Source organism: Streptomyces sp. NPDC037301 (assembly GCF_055602785.1).
In genome coordinates this window covers 192,700-213,179 of sequence record NZ_JBVJWD010000008.1, presented here as the reverse complement: position 1 = coordinate 213,179, position 20,480 = coordinate 192,700, and the positions used below count along the sequence as shown (strand labels likewise).

At 70.3% G+C, this 20,480-nt stretch carries 15 protein-coding genes and 1 pseudogene; 12 read left to right on the top strand and 4 right to left on the bottom strand.

The window, feature by feature from the left end; all coding sequences use genetic code 11:
- The first annotated feature begins 175 nt into the window (after positions 1-175).
- The 11 genes from ACZ7IB_RS16250 to ACZ7IB_RS16200 are packed head-to-tail and all read left to right on the top strand — an operon-like array spanning position 176 to position 14,154.
- Positions 176-1,444 carry an ABC transporter substrate-binding protein gene (locus ACZ7IB_RS16250; RefSeq protein ID WP_470913112.1) on the top strand — a complete coding sequence of 423 codons (1,269 nt, stop codon included), beginning with the start codon at positions 176-178 and terminating at the stop codon, positions 1,442-1,444.
- A gap of 12 nt (positions 1,445-1,456) precedes the next feature.
- Entirely contained in the window at positions 1,457-2,425 is a 969-nt protein-coding gene (locus ACZ7IB_RS16245; protein WP_470913111.1) for a carbohydrate ABC transporter permease, read from the top strand.
- Positions 2,412-3,335: a carbohydrate ABC transporter permease gene (locus ACZ7IB_RS16240; RefSeq protein ID WP_470913110.1), complete on the top strand. Its 924-nt coding sequence runs from the start codon at positions 2,412-2,414 to the stop codon at positions 3,333-3,335. Before ACZ7IB_RS16245 ends, ACZ7IB_RS16240 begins: the two co-directional genes overlap by 14 nt.
- 45 nt (positions 3,336-3,380) lie before the next feature.
- Positions 3,381-4,145 (top strand): SDR family NAD(P)-dependent oxidoreductase, encoded by a 765-nt coding sequence (locus ACZ7IB_RS16235; RefSeq protein WP_470913109.1) that lies wholly within the window; start codon positions 3,381-3,383, stop codon positions 4,143-4,145.
- Positions 4,133-5,923: a heparinase II/III domain-containing protein gene (locus ACZ7IB_RS16230; protein WP_470913108.1), complete on the top strand. Its 1,791-nt coding sequence runs from the start codon at positions 4,133-4,135 to the stop codon at positions 5,921-5,923. Before ACZ7IB_RS16235 ends, ACZ7IB_RS16230 begins: the two co-directional genes overlap by 13 nt.
- 3 nt (positions 5,924-5,926) lie before the next feature.
- On the top strand, positions 5,927-7,912 hold the full coding sequence (locus tag ACZ7IB_RS16225; RefSeq protein ID WP_470913107.1) for a hypothetical protein: 1,986 nt from the start codon (positions 5,927-5,929) through the stop codon (positions 7,910-7,912).
- A gap of 2 nt (positions 7,913-7,914) precedes the next feature.
- Entirely contained in the window at positions 7,915-8,517 is a 603-nt protein-coding gene (locus tag ACZ7IB_RS16220; RefSeq protein WP_470913106.1) for a DUF624 domain-containing protein, read from the top strand.
- Entirely contained in the window at positions 8,514-9,593 is a 1,080-nt protein-coding gene (locus ACZ7IB_RS16215; RefSeq protein ID WP_470913105.1) for a DUF1565 domain-containing protein, read from the top strand. Before ACZ7IB_RS16220 ends, ACZ7IB_RS16215 begins: the two co-directional genes overlap by 4 nt.
- Positions 9,590-10,741 (top strand): SGNH/GDSL hydrolase family protein, encoded by a 1,152-nt coding sequence (locus tag ACZ7IB_RS16210; protein WP_470913104.1) that lies wholly within the window; start codon positions 9,590-9,592, stop codon positions 10,739-10,741. The genes ACZ7IB_RS16215 and ACZ7IB_RS16210 overlap by 4 nt, the downstream gene beginning before the upstream one ends.
- A 10-nt stretch (positions 10,742-10,751) precedes the next feature.
- A complete protein-coding gene (locus ACZ7IB_RS16205; RefSeq protein WP_470913103.1) occupies positions 10,752-13,175 on the top strand; it encodes a polysaccharide lyase 8 family protein in 2,424 nt (807 codons plus the stop codon).
- A gap of 4 nt (positions 13,176-13,179) precedes the next feature.
- Complete coding sequence (locus ACZ7IB_RS16200) at positions 13,180-14,154, top strand: acetylxylan esterase (RefSeq protein ID WP_470913102.1); 975 nt, start codon at positions 13,180-13,182, stop codon at positions 14,152-14,154.
- 10 nt (positions 14,155-14,164) lie between these two features.
- Here the strand turns inward: ACZ7IB_RS16200 and ACZ7IB_RS16195 are convergent, their stop codons facing one another.
- The 4 genes and pseudogenes from ACZ7IB_RS16195 to ACZ7IB_RS16180 all read right to left on the bottom strand — a co-directional run.
- Complete coding sequence (locus ACZ7IB_RS16195) at positions 14,165-15,709, bottom strand: phytoene desaturase family protein (protein WP_470913101.1); 1,545 nt, start codon at positions 15,707-15,709, stop codon at positions 14,165-14,167.
- A 52-nt stretch (positions 15,710-15,761) separates the two neighbouring features.
- Complete coding sequence (locus ACZ7IB_RS16190) at positions 15,762-18,005, bottom strand: serine/threonine-protein kinase (protein WP_470913100.1); 2,244 nt, start codon at positions 18,003-18,005, stop codon at positions 15,762-15,764.
- A 27-nt stretch (positions 18,006-18,032) separates the two neighbouring features.
- Entirely contained in the window at positions 18,033-18,920 is an 888-nt protein-coding gene (locus tag ACZ7IB_RS16185) for an oxygenase MpaB family protein (RefSeq protein WP_470913180.1), read from the bottom strand.
- A gap of 101 nt (positions 18,921-19,021) precedes the next feature.
- Positions 19,022-19,291: pseudogene (locus ACZ7IB_RS16180) on the bottom strand (SDR family oxidoreductase); the annotation flags it as partial.
- Positions 19,292-19,702: 411 nt separating this feature from the next.
- Here ACZ7IB_RS16180 and ACZ7IB_RS16175 point away from each other — a divergent pair.
- Positions 19,703-20,350 carry a hydrolase gene (locus ACZ7IB_RS16175; protein WP_470913099.1) on the top strand — a complete coding sequence of 216 codons (648 nt, stop codon included), beginning with the start codon at positions 19,703-19,705 and terminating at the stop codon, positions 20,348-20,350.
- The last annotated feature ends 130 nt before the right edge of the window (positions 20,351-20,480 follow it).

Genomic DNA, 20,480 nt, shown 5'->3' with positions numbered 1-20,480 from the left:
GATCCCGTTCACCGGTACACCAGTTAACATCCCTGAAAATTCATGCGCATCAGCTGTTGACGTCTCTCTCGAGGCGTTCCTAGCATCAGTGCATCGATTTACCAGCGCTTCTCGGCCATGGCCGGGATGCCATCGCTGGATCGATCCACAGTCTCCACCTCAAAAGGGGTGTCCCATGGAACTCAAAAGACGGTCGCTGCTTGCTGCCATCGGTGCCGGCACCGCTGCCGCCGCCCTCAGTGCGTGCGGCACCGGCACTTCGTCGGCCGGCTCCGCCGACGGCCCCGCCGAAGGCGAGATCACGCTGCTCACCCCGATCTACGAAGGCGCCGACGGCAAGACGCTGTTGGAGAAGGAGATACTCGGCGGGTTCCGGAAGAAGTATCCGGACGTCAAGGTGAACGTGGACTACACCACGTACGAACAGCTCAACGAGAAGATCACCACGGGGCTCGCGGGCGGTCTGCTGCCCGACGTGCTGATGATGGGCGTGGGCTGGATCCCGCCGTTCGCCGCGAAGAAGGCGATCGCCGAGCTGCCGGAGAAGTTCGCCACCGCGCACGACTACGAGAAGCGGGTCCTGGAGCCGTCCCGGTACGACGGCAAGCTGTACGCGCTGCCGGTCGTCCTCGACACCCGCATCGTCGTCTACCGCAAGGACCACTTCGCCGAGGCCGGCATCAAGAAGACCCCGGCGAACTGGGCCGAACTGCGCGCCGTGGCCAAGCAGCTGACCAAGGACGGCCGGATCGGTTTCGACCCGTTCTCCATCCATCTGCGCCAGTGCTGGGAGACCTTCCTCTTCGCCAACGGCGGCCAGCTGTTCAGCGCGGACGGCAAGAAGGTGCTGTTCACCGACGCCCGCGGGGTCGAGGCGCTGCAGTTCTTCAAGGACCTGATCAAGGACGGCTCCGCCGTCTACGCCAAGAAGACAGACCTCGGGGCCCCGACCAACGTACAGACCGGCAAGGCGTCGATGATGATGACGTCCAGTGCCCTGTGGAAGCAGGTCGGGGACCAGAATCCGGAACTCCTCAAGGACGACAAGCTCGGGGCGTTCGTCCTCGCCAACCGCAGGCCCGCGATGCTCCAGGGCGGCACGCTGGTCACCCAGTCCGCCAGTTCCAAGCACCCCGCGGCGGCCCGTGCGCTCGTCGAGTACCTCGCGGCGCCCGAGTCGATCCTCGGTGCGGCCAAGCAGCGAGGATCGGTTCCCGGGCTGAAGGATCTCAGCGACTCCAGCTATGTGAAGGAGAACAAGTTCGTCGATCTCTCCCTGCAGAGCATGGGTGACGCGCGTTCGGAGGGCGGCACCGCTGCCTGGATGGAGATCCGCGAAAAGATCAAGCCCACGCTGGAGCCCGCCATCGTGGGCGGCCAGTCAGCGAAGGACGCCATCGCGGAACTCGGCCGGCTAGCCGAGGCCGCCATCGGCCGGATGTAAGGACCCGTCACTGTGGGAGCGACATCCGTATTGAAGGCGAGGCCCGCGCGGCCGCCTTCCCCGACCGAGCACACGGTCGCGAAGAAACGCACCGGCCGGACACCCACCGGCCCGGGGCGCCGCAGGCAACGCGCCGGCATGCTGATGGTGGCGCCCGCGCTGCTGCACGCCTCGCTCTGGATCGGCCTGCCGGTCGTCGCGTCGGTGGTTCTGGCCTTCACGAAGTACGACGTGCTGACGGCGCCGCAGTTCGTGGGCCTGGACAACTTCCGGGACATGCTGGACGACGCGGTGTTCCGCAAGTCCATCGTCAACACCGTCATCTACACCTTCTTCACCGTGCCGTTCGGCATGATGCTGGGGCTGCTCGTGGCCCTGGCGCTGCACACCGGGCTGAAGGCGCGGGGCATCTTCCGTACCGCGGTCTTCATTCCCCAGGTGACGGCGACCGTCGCGATCGCCCTGGTCTGGCTGTGGATCTACAACCCGGGCAACGGGCTGCTGAACACACTCCTGTCGTTCCTCGGGATCCAAGGCCCGGCTTGGCTGTCGTCGACATCGTGGGCGATGCCTTCGGTGATCCTGGTCGGCATCTGGCAGGGCATCGGCATGAAGATGCTCATCTACTTGGCCGCGCTGCAGTCCCTGCCGAAGGAGCTGTACGAGGCGGCTTCGGTGGACGGTGCGTCCAAGGTGCGGCAGTTCTTCTCGATCACCCTGCCGCTGCTGAAGCCCGCGACGTTCTTCGTGCTCATCACGTCGATGATCAGCGCGTTCCAGTCGTTCGACCAGATCTACATCCTGACCGACGGCGGCCCGGCCAACAGCACCACGATGATGACGTTCGAGATCTACAAGTCCGCCTTCCGGGAGTTCCGCATCGGCTACGCCTCCGCGCAGTCACTGGTGCTGTTCGTGCTGCTGATGGGCTTCACCCTGGTCAACCGGCGGATCATGGGAGGCACCCGTGGCCACAACTGAGCTTCACAGGCCCGGGGTTGTGGAGAAAGCCCGGCCCCGGACGAAGGGCAAGCCGCTCTCCGTCGGCCGGATCGCGCTCTATCTGACGCTCACCGTCGTCTCACTGCTGATGGTGGCCCCGTTCGTCTGGATGGTGCTCACATCGCTCAAGACGCCGGTCGAGATCGCCTCGCAGGACGCCGGACTGCTCCCGGAACACTGGGAGTTCGGAAACTATCTCGACGCGCTGAAGGCGGCGCCGTTCGCGACGTACGCACGCAACAGCTTCATCATCGCGTTCAGCCACACCGTCATCAATGTGGTGGTGGCGTCGATGGCCGGGTATGCGTTGGCAAGGATCAGGTTCCGGGGCAGCGAGTTCATCTTCTACGCCTTCATCGCCGCACTGATGATCCCGACGTACACCAAGGTGCTGCCCGAGTTCCTGATCGTCCGCTTCATGCCGCTGGCCGGCGGGAACGACATCTTCGGCCAGGGCGGCAGCGGCTGGCTGGACTCCTGGTGGGCGCTCATCATTCCCGGCGCCGTCACCCCGTTCGCCGTCTTCCTCTTCCGCCAGTTCTATCTGGACCTTCCGGTCGAGCTGGAGGAGGCCGCCAGGCTCGACGGTCTGGGCGAGTTCCGGATCTACGCCCGGATCATGACGCCGCAGGTCAAGCCCGCGCTCACCACAGTGGCGCTGCTGACCTTCGAGTCGTCGTGGAACAACTTCCTCTGGCCACTGCTGGTGACCCGTACGGACAGCCTGCGGGTGATCCAGGTCGGGCTCTCCGTCTTCAAGACGGAGAACGGCCCCCAGTGGCACTTCCTGATGGCCGGCACCACGCTGGCCACCCTTCCCATGGTCGTTCTCTTCCTCATCGGCCAGCGCTATTTCGTGCAGGGATTCGCAACTGCCGGTCTCAAGTGACCGGTTCCGGCCCCCAGCGGCCGATCACCGAAAGGTTTTCACTTCATGTCTGCTGATCTCAACGGCTCCCGCGCACTGGTGACAGGGGCGGGCCACGGAATCGGCCGCGCCATCGCTGTCGCTCTTGCCGAGGCCGGCGCCGATGTCGCCGTCCACTACCACTCCTCCGGCGACGAGGCCGCGAAGACGGTCTCCGCGATCGAGGCGCTGGGCCGCAGGGCGAAAGCGTTCAAGGCCGATGTCACCGTGACGGGCGATGTGGACCGGCTCGTCGAGGAAGCGGCCGGCTTCCTCGGCGGCCTGGACATCCTGGTCTGCAACGCGGGCCACCTGATCGGCCGGGCCACGATCGCCGAGATGTCCGACGACCACTTCGAACAGGTCATCTCCACCAATCTGACGTCGGCTTTCCGCACCGTGCGGGCCGCGCTGCCGCAGCTGACGAAGTCGTCGGCCGGTCGCATCATCACCATGTCCTCGCTGGCCGCGCACAACGGCGGCGGCCCCGGTTCGGTCGCTTACGCGGCGGCCAAGGCCGGTGTCCGCGGCTTCACCAAGGGCCTGGCCAAGGAGCTCGGCGGCACAGGCATCACGGTCAACACCGTGGCGCCCGGCTTCATCAAGGGCACCGCCTTCCACGACACGTTCACCGCGCCCGAGGCGCAGCAGGCAATGGAGGCGGGCATCCCGGTCGGCCGGGCCGGCACCCCGGAGGATGTCGCCGCGGCGGTCGTGCATCTCGCGTCGCCGTCGTCCGGCTTCCTCACCGCCACCACGGTGGACATCGACGGTGGCGTGTGGCCGCGTTGAGGCGCATCGCCCGGGAGCGAGGCGGCTGGTGGCACGCGTACGTCTGCCCGGCGCACGGTGTGGAACTCGACCACGGTGACCTGCTCGCCGGGGTCTTCCCGGCGGGCGGTGCGCGCTGTGCGCACGGCTGCCGGGTGGACGACGAGGCGGTGCGCGGCGCCTGGCTGGTGCTGTCGCACCAGGCGTGGGCGCGGCACCTGCGGGTGCTCGCCCACCGGGGCGAGCGTGCTCAGGCGGTGGAGCGGCTCGTCGAGTACGCCGGTCTGTACGCCGAGCTCGCCACCGAACGGCACGGTGAGGCGCAGACCTGGATGCTGCGCGGCCGGCTCTTCCATCAGGCGCTGACCGACGCCATCTGGGCTGTCAACATCGGGCACACCGTGATCACGCTCGCCAAGGAATCCACGGATCATCTGGCGGCGGTGCTGCCGCTCCTCGACGACCTGGAGCGGGCCGCGCTGGACGCCCGGGACGTGCTGACCGGTCAGGGCCACCTCGCCTCCAATTACACCGCGTGGCTCAACGCCGCCGGTGTGGCGGCGAGTCGGGGCGCCGCTGCGGCCCGTGGCCAGGAGTGGGACGGCGCCGAGCAATGGCTGGAGGGCGAGCACGGGCTGTATGCGCATCTGCGGGTCGCGGTCGCCGACGACGGCTGGGAGTGGGAGGGCAGCACCTACTACCACGGGTTCGTGCTGCGGGCCGCGCTGCTGGCGCTGCGCTGCACCGACCCTGCGGCCGTTCCGTCGGATGTGGTGGACGTACTGGCCGCGATGACGGACGTACTGGCGGCGATCGCCACTCCGGGCGGTATTCTGCCCGCGCTGCACGACGGCCCGTATATGCGCGGTCCGCTCGCGCTGGAGTGGCTCGAACTTGTCGCACTGGCCCAGCAGTTGGTCCCCTCCCCCGCCCTCGATGCGGTGGCAGGGAGGGCTCGCGACGAACTCGGCGCACATGACGACGGGCTCGACCGCGAGCTGGGCGGATGGTTCACGGGACCCCCGCTGCCGGAGCGTCCGGCGCCGACGCCGGTCACGGTGTTCGCCACCGCCGGATACGCGGTGCTGCGCCATGCGGGCGTCCACGCACTGCTGGACTTCGGTCCGCACGGCGGCTCGCACGGGCACCGCGACAAACTGTCGCTGTACCTGTACGGGGACACCACCCCGTGGCAGCCCGATCCCGGTCAAGTGCCATACGCCCACGCCGAGTTCCGTGATCTGTACGCATCGACCGAGGCGCACCCCGCCTTTCGGGTGGACGGCGCGGAACAGGCCGAGTGCACCGGGAGGTTGCTCGGCTCGGACGGCTCCTGCGTAACGGCCGAGGTGACGACGGCGTACGAAGGCGTGCGTGCCGTGCGGCAGGTCGCGCTCGGCGACAGCTATCTGGTCGACCTGCTGACCGTGACCGCCGAGGACGAGCGCCGGCTCACCGCGCAGCTGCGTCCCGGTGTCGCGCTGGACATCCAGCTCCAGGCCGCGGGTCCGGTGCGCACCACCTGGTACGGCGACGAGACCCTGCACGGCTGGCACACTCACACCCCCGGCGCGGCCGTGCGTCCGGTCACCCGGCCGGGCCCCGGTCCGGCCGACGATCCGCAGCACATGCGTACCCGGGTCGACTTCACCGCGAAGTCGGACCGGATCACATTCGCCTCCGTATATCAGGCGGCGTCGGCGGGCCCTGCCGTCACCGGCGTACAGCTGGACGGTGACGGACTGCTGACGGTCGCGCTGGCCGACGGCAGCACCGCACGGTTCCGGACGGAGGACTGACCCTTGTTGCTCTCGGCGACCCCGCCGTCCGGTCCGCGCCCCGCGCAGGAGGCGCGGTTGTACGAGGAGGCCGCCCGCCACCGCGGGCTGACTCCGCCCCGTACGCACCCTCTGGCCAGCATCACCTGGCTGGGCCCGGCCGCCTCCAACCCGGCGCTGGCCTACCGGGTCGGCGGCGACCCGGCCCATCTGGCGGAGAGCCGCCGCTGGATCGAGGCCGCGGTGCGGCTGCCGCACTGGGGCAAGGCCCATATGCCGGACCACGATCTGGACGCAGGCTGGCTGCTGCACCATCTGTCGCTCGCGTACCGGTGGATCGGCGACGATCTGCCGGACGGGGTGCGGGCGCTGCTGCGGTACAAGCTGCTGCTCCAGGGGCGGCGGATGTTCGAGTTCGCGGTGGCGAGCGAGGGCGCCTGGTGGTCGTCTTCGTACTGGCAGAACCACAACTGGATCTGTTACGCGGGTCTGGCGACGGCCGGCTATGTGCTGGGCAAGGAGGAGTGGACCGAGCGTGCCAAGGACAACCTCGGCACGGTCCTCGATCTGATGCCCGAGGACGGCTCGCACGCCGAAGGTGTCGTGTACTGGCGCTACGGCGTGCCCTTCCTCGCCATCCATCTGGATCTCCTCCAGGAGGCGGAGGGCATCGACTGGTGGGGGCGGGGCGGTTTCCTCTCCCACACCTTCGGCTACCGGCTGCACCAGACCGCCCCCGGCTTCGCGCTCAATGTCGACCACGGCGACTGCCACGACCGGCGCAGCGGGCACAGCGCCGGTCTGTACTACCGTCTCGCCGCCCAGTACGGCATCCCGGAGGCACAGTGGATGGGTGATCTCGCCTCGGGTGAACTGCTGTGGCAGGAAGCCGCGGAGAGCGGGGTGCGGCCGGGGATTCTGCCGGAGGCCTACCTCGAATACCTCTGGTACGACCCGTCCGTGGCCGGCGCGCGCCCCACCGAGACCAGGGCCTTCTTCCCGGATCTCGGTCTGCTCGCGGCCCGTACCGGGTGGGACGACGACGCCACGCTCGTCTCGTTCAAGGCAAGCCCCGGAGGTGGCCACAAGGCGTGGGAGACGTCGGCGAAGCACCGGGCCGAGCGGGGCTGGGAGACCCTCGACCAGGGGCACCACCACCCCGATTCGGGCTCGTTCGTGCTGGTCTCGCAGGGTGCGTTCCTCGCGGTCGACGAGGGCTACAGCAACCGCAAGCGGGCCGCGCACCACAACCTGCTGCTGGTGGACGGACAGGGGTACGCGGACGAGGACCGCTACCACGTCTACAAGGACATCCCGTACGAGCGCCAAGCCCGGCAGCGTGATGTGCTCGCCGCCCCCGACTGCGGCTGGGCACACGCCACGGCGGAGATCGCGGCGATGTACGACCCCGGGCTCGGGGTGCGGCGGCTGGACCGGACGCTGGTGTTCACCCCGTCGGGGCGGCTCGTACTGCTGGACCTCGCCGAGGCGGACGCGGAGCGGGAATGGACGTTCCTGCTCCAGACCGACCTGCCGACCGAGCCGCAGCCGGACGGCAGCCGGCTGATCCGGTCCGGGGCGGCCTCGGCGCTGGTGCGGCAGTTCGCGCCGCTCGACGGCTCCGTAGTCTCCGAGGCCACGGAGGTCGAGGCCAATCCGACGTCGAGTACGCCGGAGCTGCGCCTCACCCGCACGCTGCACACGCTGCGTTCGACGACCGCGCGGACGTCGAACGGTCTCTTCCTCACCGCGATCACCCCGGGCGCCGGACCGGTCGCCGCCGGGCGGGTCGCGTGTGCGGAGGGCGAGGGCGTCACCTTCGGCGAGGAGACCGTGCTCCTCTCCCCCGTCGCCCGTCGCATCCGTACCACCGCCGTCTCGGCCGATGCGGCGGCGGTGCTGCTCGGCGGCGACGGCTGCGCCCCGTATGTGGTGGCGGCCACCCGGCTGGAGCTGGACGGCCGCGTGCTGCTCGATGTCCCGGAGCCGTACACAGGAAAGGTCGGCTGATCATGCAGGCAACCCTCTCGTCCGGCTGGCCGACGCTGCTGCGGCGGCTGGAGTTCGTGGCCTACCCGGCCGCCGCCGGGGCCGCGTTCGCCGTGCTGTCGCTCGGTGTCGTGACCTGGCTGCCCGCGCTCGCCGCAATGGGGCACGCCCTGCAGCGGTGGCGGGCGGAGGGTGACAGCCATTGCTTCACCAACGTTTTCAGCGCCTTCCCGCAGTACTGGCGGGCCCTGTGGCGCCATTCCCTGGCGTCCACCGCGGCTGGGATCGTCCTGACCGCCAACATCGTCCATCTGCTGGGCCGCTCGGAGCCGTGGACGTTCGTACTCCTCGCCGCGCAGGTGGGCATCGCGGCCGCTCTGGTCGTCCATCATGTGGCGCTCGCGGCCGAGGCGGCCCGGTCACCGCACGGGACGGTCCGCACCTGGTCGCGCGGTGCGCTGGCACTCGGCTTCGGGTCCGCGGCCCGTGGCACCGCACTGCTCGGCGCAGTGATCTCCGCCGCGCTGCTCTCCCTCGTCATACCGCTGGGCCCCCTGCTCCTCGGCCCCAGCATCCCCGTACTACTCGCTCTGTCCTTCGCAGACCCCAGGAGGCACACCCCATGAGCCGTGTACTACGCACCACTCTCGTCGCCGCGCTCGCCGCAGGCGCCCCGCTCGCCCTCCCCCCGACGTCCGTGGCCGCCGAAGCCGCCACCGCGTACTACGTGTCGCCGTCCGGCAGCGACTCCAACGCCGGTACGTCGGCGAGCGCCCCGCTCGCCACGATCCAGAAAGCGGTCGACCTGGCACCGACGGGCTCGGTCGTGAACCTCGCCACCGGCACGTACAAGCAGGACGTCGTGACCAAGCGCGCCGGAGTCACCCTCACCGGCCCGTCGAACGCAGTGGTGAAGGGGGCCGGCGACGCCCGGATCATTCAGGTGCAGCACGACTCGACGACGCTCAGCGGTTTCACCGTGGACGGGCTGCACGGGTCGTCCACCGATGTGTCGGGGTACCGCCTCAAGCTCATCTATGTCATGAGCACAACTCCCGGCAATGGTGTGGGCGGTCTGCGGATCACCGGAATGACGCTGAAGAACGCCGCCGACGAATGCCTGCGGGTGCGCTATCTGGTGACCGGCGCCGACATCTCCGACAACACGATCACCAACTGCGGGGTCAATGACTTCAGGTTCGGCGGCGGCGGCAAGAACGGCGAGGGCATCTACCTCGGCACGGCCCCCGAGCAGCAAGGGGCGAACGGCGCCCCGGACGCGGCCCCCGACATCAGCAAGAACAACCGCGTCCACCACAACACCATCGTCACCCAGGGCAATGAGTGCGTCGACGTGAAGGAGAACTCGACCAACAACTACGTCGAGTACAACGACTGCAGCGGTCAGAAGGACTCCAGCTCCGGTGGCCTGGATGCGCGCGGCAGCGGCAACATCTTCCGCTACAACACCATTCACGACAACGTCGGCGCGGGCATCCGGCTCGGCGGCGACACCGCGACCGACGGCATCGACACCAGCATCTACGGCAACAGCATCACCGGTAACGCGGGCGGCGGCATCAAGTTCATGCGGACCCCGCAGGGTCCGGTGTGCACCAACACGATGAGCGGCAACACCGGTGGCGACGCGGTCGGCACCTACGGCAGCGAGTACACGCCGACCGGTGCGTGCCCCCAGTGAGCGGGCGGGGACCCGCGAGACGCGGGGTACTGACGGCGGCGGCCGGGCTGGCGGCGGTCGCCGCGACGGCGCCGGGGGCGCAGGCCGCCGAGGCGTCGAACAGTGGCATGGGCCGGTCGCGCTGGACGACGTCCTGGGCGACCGCGCAGACCGCGCCGACCGCCACCGACACGGTGGCGAGCGCCGGTCTGACCGACGGCACGTTCACCGCCAACGTACGGCTGTCGGCGGGCGGAACGGTTCGGCTGCGCTACGGGCACGCCTTCGGCACGGTTCCGGTCCTGATCGGCCCCGTGACAGCGGGCGGCCGGCCGGTGACGTTCGGGGGGCGAGCGCAGGCGTGGATCGCCGCGGGCGCCTCGCTGACCAGTGACCCGGTCGCCGGTCTGCGTACCACCGAGGCCACGGCTCTGACGGTGCAGACCCGGCTCCCCGGCCCCACCGGGCCGCTGTCCTTCCACCGCAACACCCATGCCTCGCACACCGTCGACGGCGTGCGCACCACATCGGTGTTCCTGCTGACGGGTGTCGAGGTGACGGGTGCGCACGGGCCGGTGATCGCGGTGCTCGGCGACTCCATAGCGGAGGGCGTCGGCACACCCGACGACGCCGATCTGCGCTGGCCCGATCAACTGGCCAGGCGCCTTCCCGGTTCGGCCGTCGCCAATCTCGGCATCAGCGGCAACCGGGTGCTGCTGGACGACGCCCGGTTCGGGCCGAGCGGACAGGCACGCTTCGACCGCGATGTGCTGTCGCTTCCGGGGCTGCGGACCGTACTCGTCCATCTCGGCGTCAACGACCTCCAGCAGCCGCCGAGCCAGACCGATCCGGCGCGGGTCCTGGCCGGGTACCGACAGCTGGTGCTTCGCGCCCGTAACGCCGGGCTGCGGGTGGTCGGCGCGACCATCACCCCGTTCGGGGGCTGGACCCGCTGGACGCCGGAACTGGAAGCGGTACGGCAGCAGGTCAACGCGGCGGTCCGGACCGGCCGGGTCTTCGACGCCGTCGCCGACTTCGACGCGGCACTGCGCGACCCGGAACAACCGTCGCGGATGCTGCCCGCGTACGACAGCGGCGACGGACTGCACCCCAACCCCTCCGGTCATGCCGCACTGGCCGCGGCCGTCGACCGCCGACACCTTCTGTGAGGGCCGCATCATGAACCCAGGCACCACTCCGGGCGCCACCCGGCGCACCGTTCTCGCCGGGGCGGCGGTGCTCGGCGCAGCCGCCGCCCTGCCGCTCACGCTCACCGCGGCCCCCGCGCACGCGGCGGCCCAGGACGCCGTCGTCGATGACGCCGCCTCCCTGCGCACCCGCTGGCACACCCAGCTCACCGGCGGCCCGGGGCTCGACCTGACGGACCCGCAGATCGCCGCGGCCGTGGCCAGGATCGGCAAGGCCGCCACCACCTCGGCGAAGGGCCTCGACCCGACCCGTACCGACGGGCTGTTCCCCGATCTGACCAGCATCACGCTCTCCAACCACGTCACGACATCGTTCAAGCGGCTCGCCACGGTCGCGACCGCATGGGCCGTGCCCGGCACTCCTCAGTACGGTGACACCGCGCTGCGCGATCTGCTGCTGGCGGGCATCGACTGGATGCTGTCGAACCGGTACGGCCCCGGCCACACCCGGTTCGACAACGACTGGGACTGGGAGATCGGCTCCGCGCTCGCCCTCAACGATGCGTCCGTGCTGCTGTACGAGGCGCTCGGGACGGAGCGGCTGGGCCGGATCAACACCGCTGTCCGGCACTACACGCCCGACCCGAACCTCTGGCGGGCCGACCGGCAGATCGCGACCGGTGCCAACCGGGTGTGGATCTCCACCGTCGTCGCCGTCAACGCCGTGCTCAGCGACAACGGCGACGCTCTGGCCCGGGTCCGTGACGCTCTTGTCGACGTCGAGGGTTCGGGTGCCAACAGTGTCCTCGCCTTCAACGACGAGGGCGCGGCGGCGGAGGGTACCGGCGAGGGCTTCTACTCCGACGGTTCGTTTCTCCAGCACTACAAGCACCCGTACAACGGCGGGTACGGCAAGGAGCTGCTGAACAACCTCTCCCGGCTGCTGAACCTGCTCGCGGGTACGGCGTGGACGGTCACCGACCCCGATCTCGACAACGTCCGCAGCTGGGTCGACGACGGCTTCGACCCGCTGCTGGCGCGCGGCGATGTGATGGCATCGGTGTGCGGGCGCGAGATCGCCCGCCCCAGCAAGCAGGGCCATGTCTCGGCACAGACGGTCATCGAGGCGGTGGTGCGACTGATCCCGAGCTTCCCCGGCGAGACGGCCGACCGGTTCACCGCCCTGGTCAAGCAGTGGATCGCCGAGGACACCTACCGGGACTTCCTCGCCGTCACCGACCCCGCCTCGCTCGTCGCCGCCCGGCAGGTCATCGCTTCCCCGGTCCCCGCGCGTGGTCCGCTGGTCGCGCACAAGCAGCACCCGCGGATGGACAAGGCGGCCCACCACCGGCCGTCCTTCGCGCTGGGCATCTCCGCGTACTCGTCCCGGATCTACAACTACGAGTCGATCCAGAACGAGAATCTGCACGCCTGGCACCTCTCCGACGGCATGGTCCTGCTCTACACCGACGACCGCGGGCACTACAGCGAGGACTACTGGCCGACCGTCGACCCGACCCGGCTGCCCGGCACCACCGTCATCGCCGGCCGGCCCGCGGACGCGGCGGGGCAGCGCACCACCAGCGCGGCTGACTGGGCGGGCGGCACCGCACTGCCCGGGACGACTCTCGGTGCGTACGGCATGGAGCTGCGCGCGTACGGAAGTTCGCTGCACGGGCTGAAGAGCTGGTTCTGCCTTGACGATGTGATCGCCTGTGTCGGCTCGGGCATCACCTCCGACGCGGGCACGGCCGAGACGGTCGTGGAGAACCGGAAGCTCCGCGACCCGAAGGCGGCCCTGCTCGTCAACGGCACGGCCGCGCCCGCGGACGCCGGCTGGTCGGCAGAGCTCGACCAGGTGCGGTGGCTGCATGTCGCCGGGACCGGCGGCTACGTCTTCCCCGAGCCCGCCACGCTCCACGGCCTGCGCGAGGACCGCACCGCGACCTGGCGCGAGATCAACCTCAAGTACGGCACGGACACCCCGGTCACCCGCCCGTATCTGACGCTGTGGCAGGACCACGGCACCGCGCCGAGCGGGGCGGGCTACTTCTGGCTGCAGGCCCCGGCTGCCTCCGCCGAGCGTACGAAGCGGTGGTCGTCCGCGCCTCCCGTGAAGCTGATCGCCCGCTCCACCGCCGTGCATGCGGTACGCCGCTGCGCGGACGGACTGGTCGCCGCGAACTTCTGGACCGCGGGCACCGTGCAGAACCTGGCATCGGACGGTCCCGCCTCGGTGCTCGTACGACCGGACGGAAAGACGGTGAAGGTGTCACTGTCCGACCCGACACAGCTGCGGTCCTCGGTGGTCCTGGACCTGGCGCAGCGCGGTCTGACCGTCGTCTGTGCCGATCCGGGTGTCAGCGCCGCACCCACCGGCAACGGCATCCGGATCACCGCCGACACCGCTGAACGCCACGGTGCAACCCTCAACCTCACCCTGAAGAGGAGCTAGACCCTTGCTGTTCGACATGGATCTGGACCGGCTGCGCGACTACCGGCCGGAGCCGGAGGAACCGGCAGACTTCGACGCCTTCTGGGAGAAGACGCTCACCGAGACGGCCCGCCACACCGTGGACGCCGAGTTCGTCCCGTACGACGCCGGCTTCGCGACCGTCGATGTGCTCGATGTGACGTTCCGCGGCTGGGGCGGGCAGCCCGTGAAGGCATGGCTGATGCTGCCGAAGGTGCGCTCCGGGCCGCTGCCCGCCGTCGTGCAGTACATCGGCTACAACGGCGGCCGGGGCATTCCGTACTCCTGGCTGACGTGGAGCGCACTCGGGTACGCACATCTGGTCATGGACAACCGGGGCCAGGGCGGCGGCGGCAAGAACACCGCGGACACCCCTGACATCGGTCCGGACGGGCACGGCTCGTCCTCCCCCGGCTTCCTGACCCGCGGCATCGAGGACCCGTACCGCCACTACTACCGGCGGCTGATCACGGACGCGGTGCGGGCGGTGGACGCGGCGAAGGCCCATGAGGCGGTGGACGCTTCGCGGGTGGCCGTGCTCGGGGGCAGCCAGGGCGGCGGGCTCGCCCTGGCCGTCGCGGGGCTGCGGGACGACATCGCGGCGGCGGTCACCGATGTGCCGTTCCTCTGCCACTACCGGCGTGCCTCGCAGATCACGGACGCCGGACCGTATGCGGAGATCGCCCGCTGGCTGTCCGGGCACCGCTTCCGGATCGACGAGGCGATGGAGACCCTGTCCTACTTCGACGGGGTCAACTTCGCGGCACGGGCGAGTGCCCCGGCGTGGTTCTCGGTCGGTCTGATGGACAGGATCTGCCCGTCGTCCACGGTGTTCGCCGCATATCACCGCTATGCGGGTCCGGCCGAGATCGAGGTGTTCACGTACAACGGGCACGAAGGCGGCGCGGAGTACGACCTGCCCCGCAAACGCCAGGCGCTGCGCGGCGTGTTCGGACGCTAGCGCAAGAAGGTCACCGGCCCAGCGCCGCCATCGCGGCGTTGTGGCCGGGAACCCCGCTGACCCCACCGCCGCGTACGGCGCCCGCCCCGCACAGCAGCACATTGGCGTGCGCCGTCTCCACACCCCACCGGCCGGTGGATTCGGTGGCGTACGGGAAGGCAAGGTCCCGGTGGAAGATGTGGCCGCCGGGCAACCGCAGATCCTGTTCGAGGTCGAGCGGTGTCTTCGCCTCGATGCACGGCTCGCCGTTCTCGTCGCGTGCCAGGCAGTCGGTGAACGGCTCGTCCAGGTGCGCGTCGAGTTCGGCGAGCGTGGCCGTCAGCAGCTCGGCGCGCGTCGCCGCGTTGTCGGCGGCGAAGAGCCGGGCGGGGGTGTGCAGGCCGAAGAGGGTGAGGGTCTGGTAGCCGCGGGCGGCGAGGTCGGGGCCGAGGATCGACGGGTCGGTCAGCGAGTGGCAGTAGATCTCGGACGGCGGGGCGCCGGGCAGCCGGCCCGCCGCGGCGTCCCGGTAGGCATCGGCGAGCTGCCCGTACCCCTCGGCGATGTGGAACGTGCCGGCGAAGGCCTCGCGCGGGTCGACCGAGCGGTCACGCAGTCGGGGCAGCCGGGTGAGCAGCATGTTCACCTTCAGCTGCGCGCCCTCGGCCGGGGTGGGCGGCTCGTCCCCGAGGAGGGCAGCGAGCGCCTGCGGCGAGGCGTTGACCAGGACCCTGCGGGCCGTGACGACGTGTTCCGCTTCGGGTGAGCGGACGGTGATCTCGGCCCGTGTTCCGTCGGTCTCGATACGGGTCGCCTCGTGCCGTACGCGGATCTCGGCCCCGGTCTCGCGGGCGGCACGGGCGAGGGCGTCGGTGAGTGCGCCCATGCCGCCGACCGGGACGTCCCAGTCGCCGGTACCGCCGCCGATGACGTGGTAGAGGAAGCAGCGGTTCTGGAGCAGGGACGGATCGTGCGCGTCGGCGAAGGTACCGATCAGGGCGTCGGTGAGAACGACTCCGCGTACGAGGTCGTCATGGAAGTTCTTCTCGACGGCGACACCGATGGGCTCCTCGAAGAGTGTCCGCCAGGCCTCCTTGTCACCGATCCGCTCGCGCAGCGCGTCCCGCGTCGGCAGAGGTTCGGTGAGTGTCGCAAAGGCCCGCTCGGCGACGCGTCGCGTCATGCCGTAGAAGCGCTGCCACGCCTCGTACTCCCGGTCCGAGCCGGTGAGCGCGGCGAAGGATTCCCGGGTGCGGTCCCCGCCGACGAGCAGCCCGGTGGCGCGGCCGCCACGCACGGTCGGGGTGTAGGAGGAGACGGTCCGCTTGCGTACGGCGAAGTCCAGGCCGAGATCGCGGACGATCTTCTGCGGCAGCAGGGACACGAGGTACGAGTAGCGCGACAGTCGGGCGTCGACCCCGTCGAAGGGGCGGGTCGAAACGGCCGCTCCGCCGGTGGTGGCGAGGCGTTCCAGGACCAGGACGGTCTGTCCGGCGCGGGCGAGGTAGGCGGCGGCGACCAGACCGTTGTGGCCGCCGCCCACGATCACCGCGTCATAGCTGTCGGGTGCGGGCATGACCCTTCGTAGCACGGGACGATCACCCCTGACCAGAGGCTGTGGTGTCCGGTCAGTGCGGCGGCGCTCCCCGCCCGCGGCGCAGCGCCGCGACCCGGCGGTACAGCTCTACGGCCTCCGGTCCCCGGCCGAGCTGCTCCAGGCAGTGTGCCTCGTCGTTGCGGGCGGCGAGGGTGTCGGGGTGGTCGGCGCCGAGGACGCGTTCACGGGCCGCGGCGACCTGGCGGTAGACGGTGAGGGCGTCGGGCCAGCGGCCGAGCCAGCCGAGGCCGACGGCGACCTCGCGGCGGCTGACGAGGGTGTCGGGGTGGTCGGGGCCCAGGACGCGTTCGCGGACCGCGCACACGTCGCGTGCCTCGGCGAGCGCTTCCTCCCAGCGGGCGAGGCGCCCCAGATTGACGCCGAGGCCGTGGCGGGCGCGGAGCGTCTCGGGGTCGGCGGGGCCGCCCACCCTGGTCCGGTCGTCGACGAGGGCGCGGTAGAGCTCCAGGGCCTCCGCGCTGCGGCCCAGGCGGCCGAGGCTGATGCCGACCTCGTAGCGGGCGGAGAGCGTGTCGGGGTGGTCGGCGCCGAGCGACCTCGACCGGGCCTGGGCGACTTCGCGGTAGGTCTGCAGGGCCTCCGTCCAGCGGCCCAGCCGGCCGAGCGTGTACGCCACTTCGTAGAGCGTGACCAGGGTGTCGGGGTGGTCGGCACCGAGCAGGCGGGAACGGGCCGAAGCCACGTCCCTGGCCATCCGGTACGAGTCCTCCAGACGGCCGAGCCTGCTGAGGTTGAAGGCGAGGTTGTGGCGGCAACGCAGGGTGTCGGGGTGGTCGGGGCCCATCGACCGTTCCCTGGAGGCGAGGACCGTCGCGTACACCTGATGGGCCTCGAAGTGGCGGCCGAGCCGGTCCAGGACGTACGCCATCTCCTGGCGGGCCGCGAGGGTCTCCGGGTGGTCGGGTCCCAGGGTACGTTCGCGCCCCTGGGCGACGCGGCCGAACTCCCGCAGGGCGTCCGACGCGCGCCCGGTACGGCTGAGGGTGAAGCCGACCTCGTACCGGCTGGAGAGGGTGTCGGGGTGGTCGGGGCCGAGGGCGTGCTCGCGTTCGGCGGCGACCGCACGGTGTACTTCGCCGGCCTCCTCCCAGTGGCCGAGCCTGCCGAGGTTGAGGCCCGCGCTGTGCCGGTTGGCGAGGATGGAGAGCAGTTCCGGCGACGGGGCCGGCCGCTCGGCCCCGACCTGTGGCAGTTCGCCGGTGAGGAGTCGCATGTCGGTGCCGGTGGTCCACTCGCCGGTGAGGTCCGCCAAGTGGTCGGGCGGCGCGAGCCCGAGGGCGCCGGACGCCTTGTGTCCGGTGGTCATGCCGCGGGTCCAGGCCGGCAGCTCCTGCCCGGGCCGCACGACGGGAACGGGCGGCGCGAGCCGTACCTGTCCCGAAGGCTGGAGCAGCGGCTGCTCGCCGGTGCGGCCGACGGCGATCCGCTGCCGCAGGTCGCCCGCGTCGACGGGCCGCTCCTCCGGGGTCTTGGCCAGCAGTTCAAGGACGACGCGGTCGAAGAATCCGGGGAGTTCGGCCCGGTGGGTGCGCAGTGGCTCGGGCTGGGTGTCACGGTGTCCGACGAGCACGGCCCAGGCGTCTTCGAGGTCGAACGGCGGTGCTCCGGTGGCGATCTCGTACAGGACGCAGCCCAGTGAGTAGAGGTCGCTGCGGTGGTCGACATGGCCCCCGCTGATCTGCTCGGGCGACATGTAGTGCGGGGTGCCCATGGCAATGCCCGTACCGGTGAGGCGGGAGGTGAAGCCGATGTCGTGGCCGAGCCTGGCGATGCCGAAGTCGCAGATCTTCACGGTGCCGTCGGCCAGCCGCATGATGTTGGCGGGCTTGAGGTCGCGGTGCACGATGCCCTGTTGGTGGGTGTAGCCGAGGGCGTCGGCGACCTGTTCGGCGATGTCGACGACGTCGGGCACCGGCAGCGGATGCTGCTTGTTGTCCTCCAGGAGCTGGCTGAGGTTACGGCCGTCGAGGAGTTCCATCACGAGGTAGAGAACGCCCTCGTGCTCACCGAAGTCGTGGACGACGGTGACGCCGCGGTGCTGGAGCGCGGCGGCGACGCGGGCCTCGCGGCGGAAGCGTTCGCGCAGGATGCGGGTGAAGGACTGGTCGTGCTGGGGCCCCATCGGCTTGAGGCATTTGACGGCCACGTGGCGGCCGAGCGACTCGTCGCGGGCGCGCCACACCTCGCCCATGCCTCCTCGCCCGATCAGATCGAGCAGTCGGTACCGGCTCTGGATCAGCCTGGTGTCCGCCATCGCCTGCTGTCGCCCCCGTCGCTTCGCCTACCCCTGTGCCCTCCCCGGCCCGTCCAGTATGGCGGCCTGGCTGCGCAGTTTGTACGGGGTGGGGCGGCTGCCGGGACCGAGTCGGGCCATCGCGTTCAGAATGTGACCGGGCGGGAGTTGCCAGCGGAGCCGGGAGGGAATGCAGCGCAAGGCGGTTCCGGCAGTGCGCAGGCGGCGGTCGACGGTGCGCACGGGCCCCACGGGTCTGCCGTAGAGCTCATGGGCGTACGGGGGCAGTGACTGGTAGGCGAGTGACGCGACGCGCCGCCACACCAGTGCGCGCGCCGGCAGGAGCAGCGGATGAACAGGGGGACGGCGCAGGAAGTCGTCCACGTCCAACGCCTCCGGGGATGCGGCGAGTTGTGGTCGCACCCGTTCGAAGTAGGCGGCGAGCTGTGCGGTGGTGGCCGGCACGCCGGCGGGGTCGAGGCCGACGAGGCGCGCGCTGTGGCGGTGCTCGTCGATGTAGCGGTCGGCCTGGGCGTCGGTGAGAGGGAAGCCGGAGCGGCGTTCGACCTGGAGGTAGGAGTCGACCTCGGCGCAGTGCACCCACAGCAGCAGCTCGGGTTCGTCGACGCCGTACGTCACCCCGGTCACCGGATCGGTGACCTTGAGGAGCCGGTGGATCCGGCGGACCCTGGCACCCGCCTTCTCGGCCGCTTCGGTGGTGCCGTAGGTGATCGTTCCGACGAAGCCGGCCGTACGCATCAGCCGCCCCCAGGCGTCCTCGCGGAAGTCGGAGTTCTGCATGACGCCCCGTACGGCGCGCGGGTGCAGCGCCTGAAGGTAGAGCGCACGCACTCCGGCAACCCACATCATCGGGTCGCCATGCATCTGCCAGGTGACGGATTCGGGCCCGAAGAGCCCCGGGTCGGCGTCCACCATGTCCGCTCGCACCTCCCGCTCGGCGGCGTACACACATATGCCGTATGCACCCACAGGATGCGCTGTGACCGGGCTGAAGCTCCAGCCCCCGTCCCGCCCGGTCACACCCCGGCGATGACCGCCACGCCGACCCGGCCTCCGTCGGCGTCGAGCACGGTTCCGTGGACGAACGCCGCCTCGTCGCCGGCCAGGTACACCGCCGCCTGCGCGATGGACTCGGGACTGCCGACCCCGCCGGCCGGAGTGCCCTTCATCATGATGCCGCCGGGGTGCGCCTCGGTCTCGTCCGGGGCGGGCGTGCGCACCACGCCGGGCGAGATCGCGTTGACCCGCACACCGGACGGGCCGAACTCGGCGGCCCACGCCCGATCCGTGCCCGCGCGGGAACCAGGCCGCCGTTTCCCTGGGTGCGGCGCACCCAGGACAGCTCACCGTGGCGGGGACTCCGCCGCCGACGAACCCCTCGACCAAGCCGACACACTCGCCTTGCGCACCGGTGCCGAAAAGCTGACCGGCATGCCCCAGCGATCCATCGTCTCGTGAAGCAACTGCCCGCGCGATGGTGGCTGGGGCCCCGGGCGCTCCAGTTGGCGAAGCATGCCGTCCGAAGCGCTCCGTCACATTGAGCCCGAGCGCTTCAGTGGGCACCTGGGCAGCTGGGCGAGTACGTAGCACGTGTCTAAGTAGCCATCACCGATGCGAGGCCGCGCGCCGCGATGGGAGCTTTCGATTCGACGAGGGCCGATCGGCCTCTCGGGGAACCAGCGATACCGGAGACTCATATGGCAGCCAACGGCGTCACCTACACCGGCCTGGACGCACTGCTCGCTCCCGAAAGGTCGGTCCTCCTGCTGATCGACCACCAGGGCGCGCAGTTCGCCGGGACGCACAGCATGGACCCCAACCTCGTGGTCAACAACGTCACCGCCCTGGCGAAGGGCGCCAAGCTGTTCGACGTACCGACGATCCTGAGTACGGTCGTCGAGGACCGCGGCGGCCGGATCATCCGGCAGATCCAGGACGTGTTCCCCGATCAGAAGCCGATCGACCGCACCACGATCAACACCTGGGAGGACCAGCGGGTGGTGGACGCCGTCGCCGCCACCGGCCGCAAGGACCTCGTCATAGCCGGCCTGTGGACGGACATCTGCCTCGCCTTCCCGGCGATCCACGCCATGGCCGACGGCTACCGGGTCTACGCGGTTACGGACGCGTCCGGCGCGACGACGGTCGAGGCGCATGAGCGCGGAGTCCAGCGCATGATCCAGGCGGGCGTCATCCCGATGACCGCCGGGACCGTCATCGCGGAATGGCAGCGCGACTGGGCCCGCGAGGCTACAGTCCCCGGCATCAGCCAGATCATGTTCGAGCACGGCGGCAGCTTCGGCACCAGCCTGGCCTGGGAGCTTCAGCTCCTCGGCAAGGAATGACAACTCGCATGTGGGCGGAGTGGGGGGGGGGGGGGGGGGGCCCCCCCCCCGCGCCCGGTCCCGTGGTCGTGTTGTCCTTGTGCGACCGCCCCATCGGCGGGATGAAGTGGGGTCCCCAACCAGAAAAGCA

Coding starts and splice junctions, on each gene's coding strand:
- ACZ7IB_RS16250 (WP_470913112.1), top strand. CDS start 176: ATGGAACTCAAAAGACGGTCGCTGCTTGCTGCCATCGGTGCCGGCACC.
- ACZ7IB_RS16235 (WP_470913109.1), top strand. CDS start 3,381: ATGTCTGCTGATCTCAACGGCTCCCGCGCACTGGTGACAGGGGCGGGC.
- ACZ7IB_RS16220 (WP_470913106.1), top strand. CDS start 7,915: ATGCAGGCAACCCTCTCGTCCGGCTGGCCGACGCTGCTGCGGCGGCTG.
- ACZ7IB_RS16215 (WP_470913105.1), top strand. CDS start 8,514: ATGAGCCGTGTACTACGCACCACTCTCGTCGCCGCGCTCGCCGCAGGC.
- ACZ7IB_RS16205 (WP_470913103.1), top strand. CDS start 10,752: ATGAACCCAGGCACCACTCCGGGCGCCACCCGGCGCACCGTTCTCGCC.
- ACZ7IB_RS16195 (WP_470913101.1), bottom strand. CDS start 15,709: ATGCCCGCACCCGACAGCTATGACGCGGTGATCGTGGGCGGCGGCCAC.
- ACZ7IB_RS16190 (WP_470913100.1), bottom strand. CDS start 18,005: ATGGCGGACACCAGGCTGATCCAGAGCCGGTACCGACTGCTCGATCTG.
- ACZ7IB_RS16185 (WP_470913180.1), bottom strand. CDS start 18,920: ATGGTGGACGCCGACCCGGGGCTCTTCGGGCCCGAATCCGTCACCTGG.
- ACZ7IB_RS16175 (WP_470913099.1), top strand. CDS start 19,703: ATGGCAGCCAACGGCGTCACCTACACCGGCCTGGACGCACTGCTCGCT.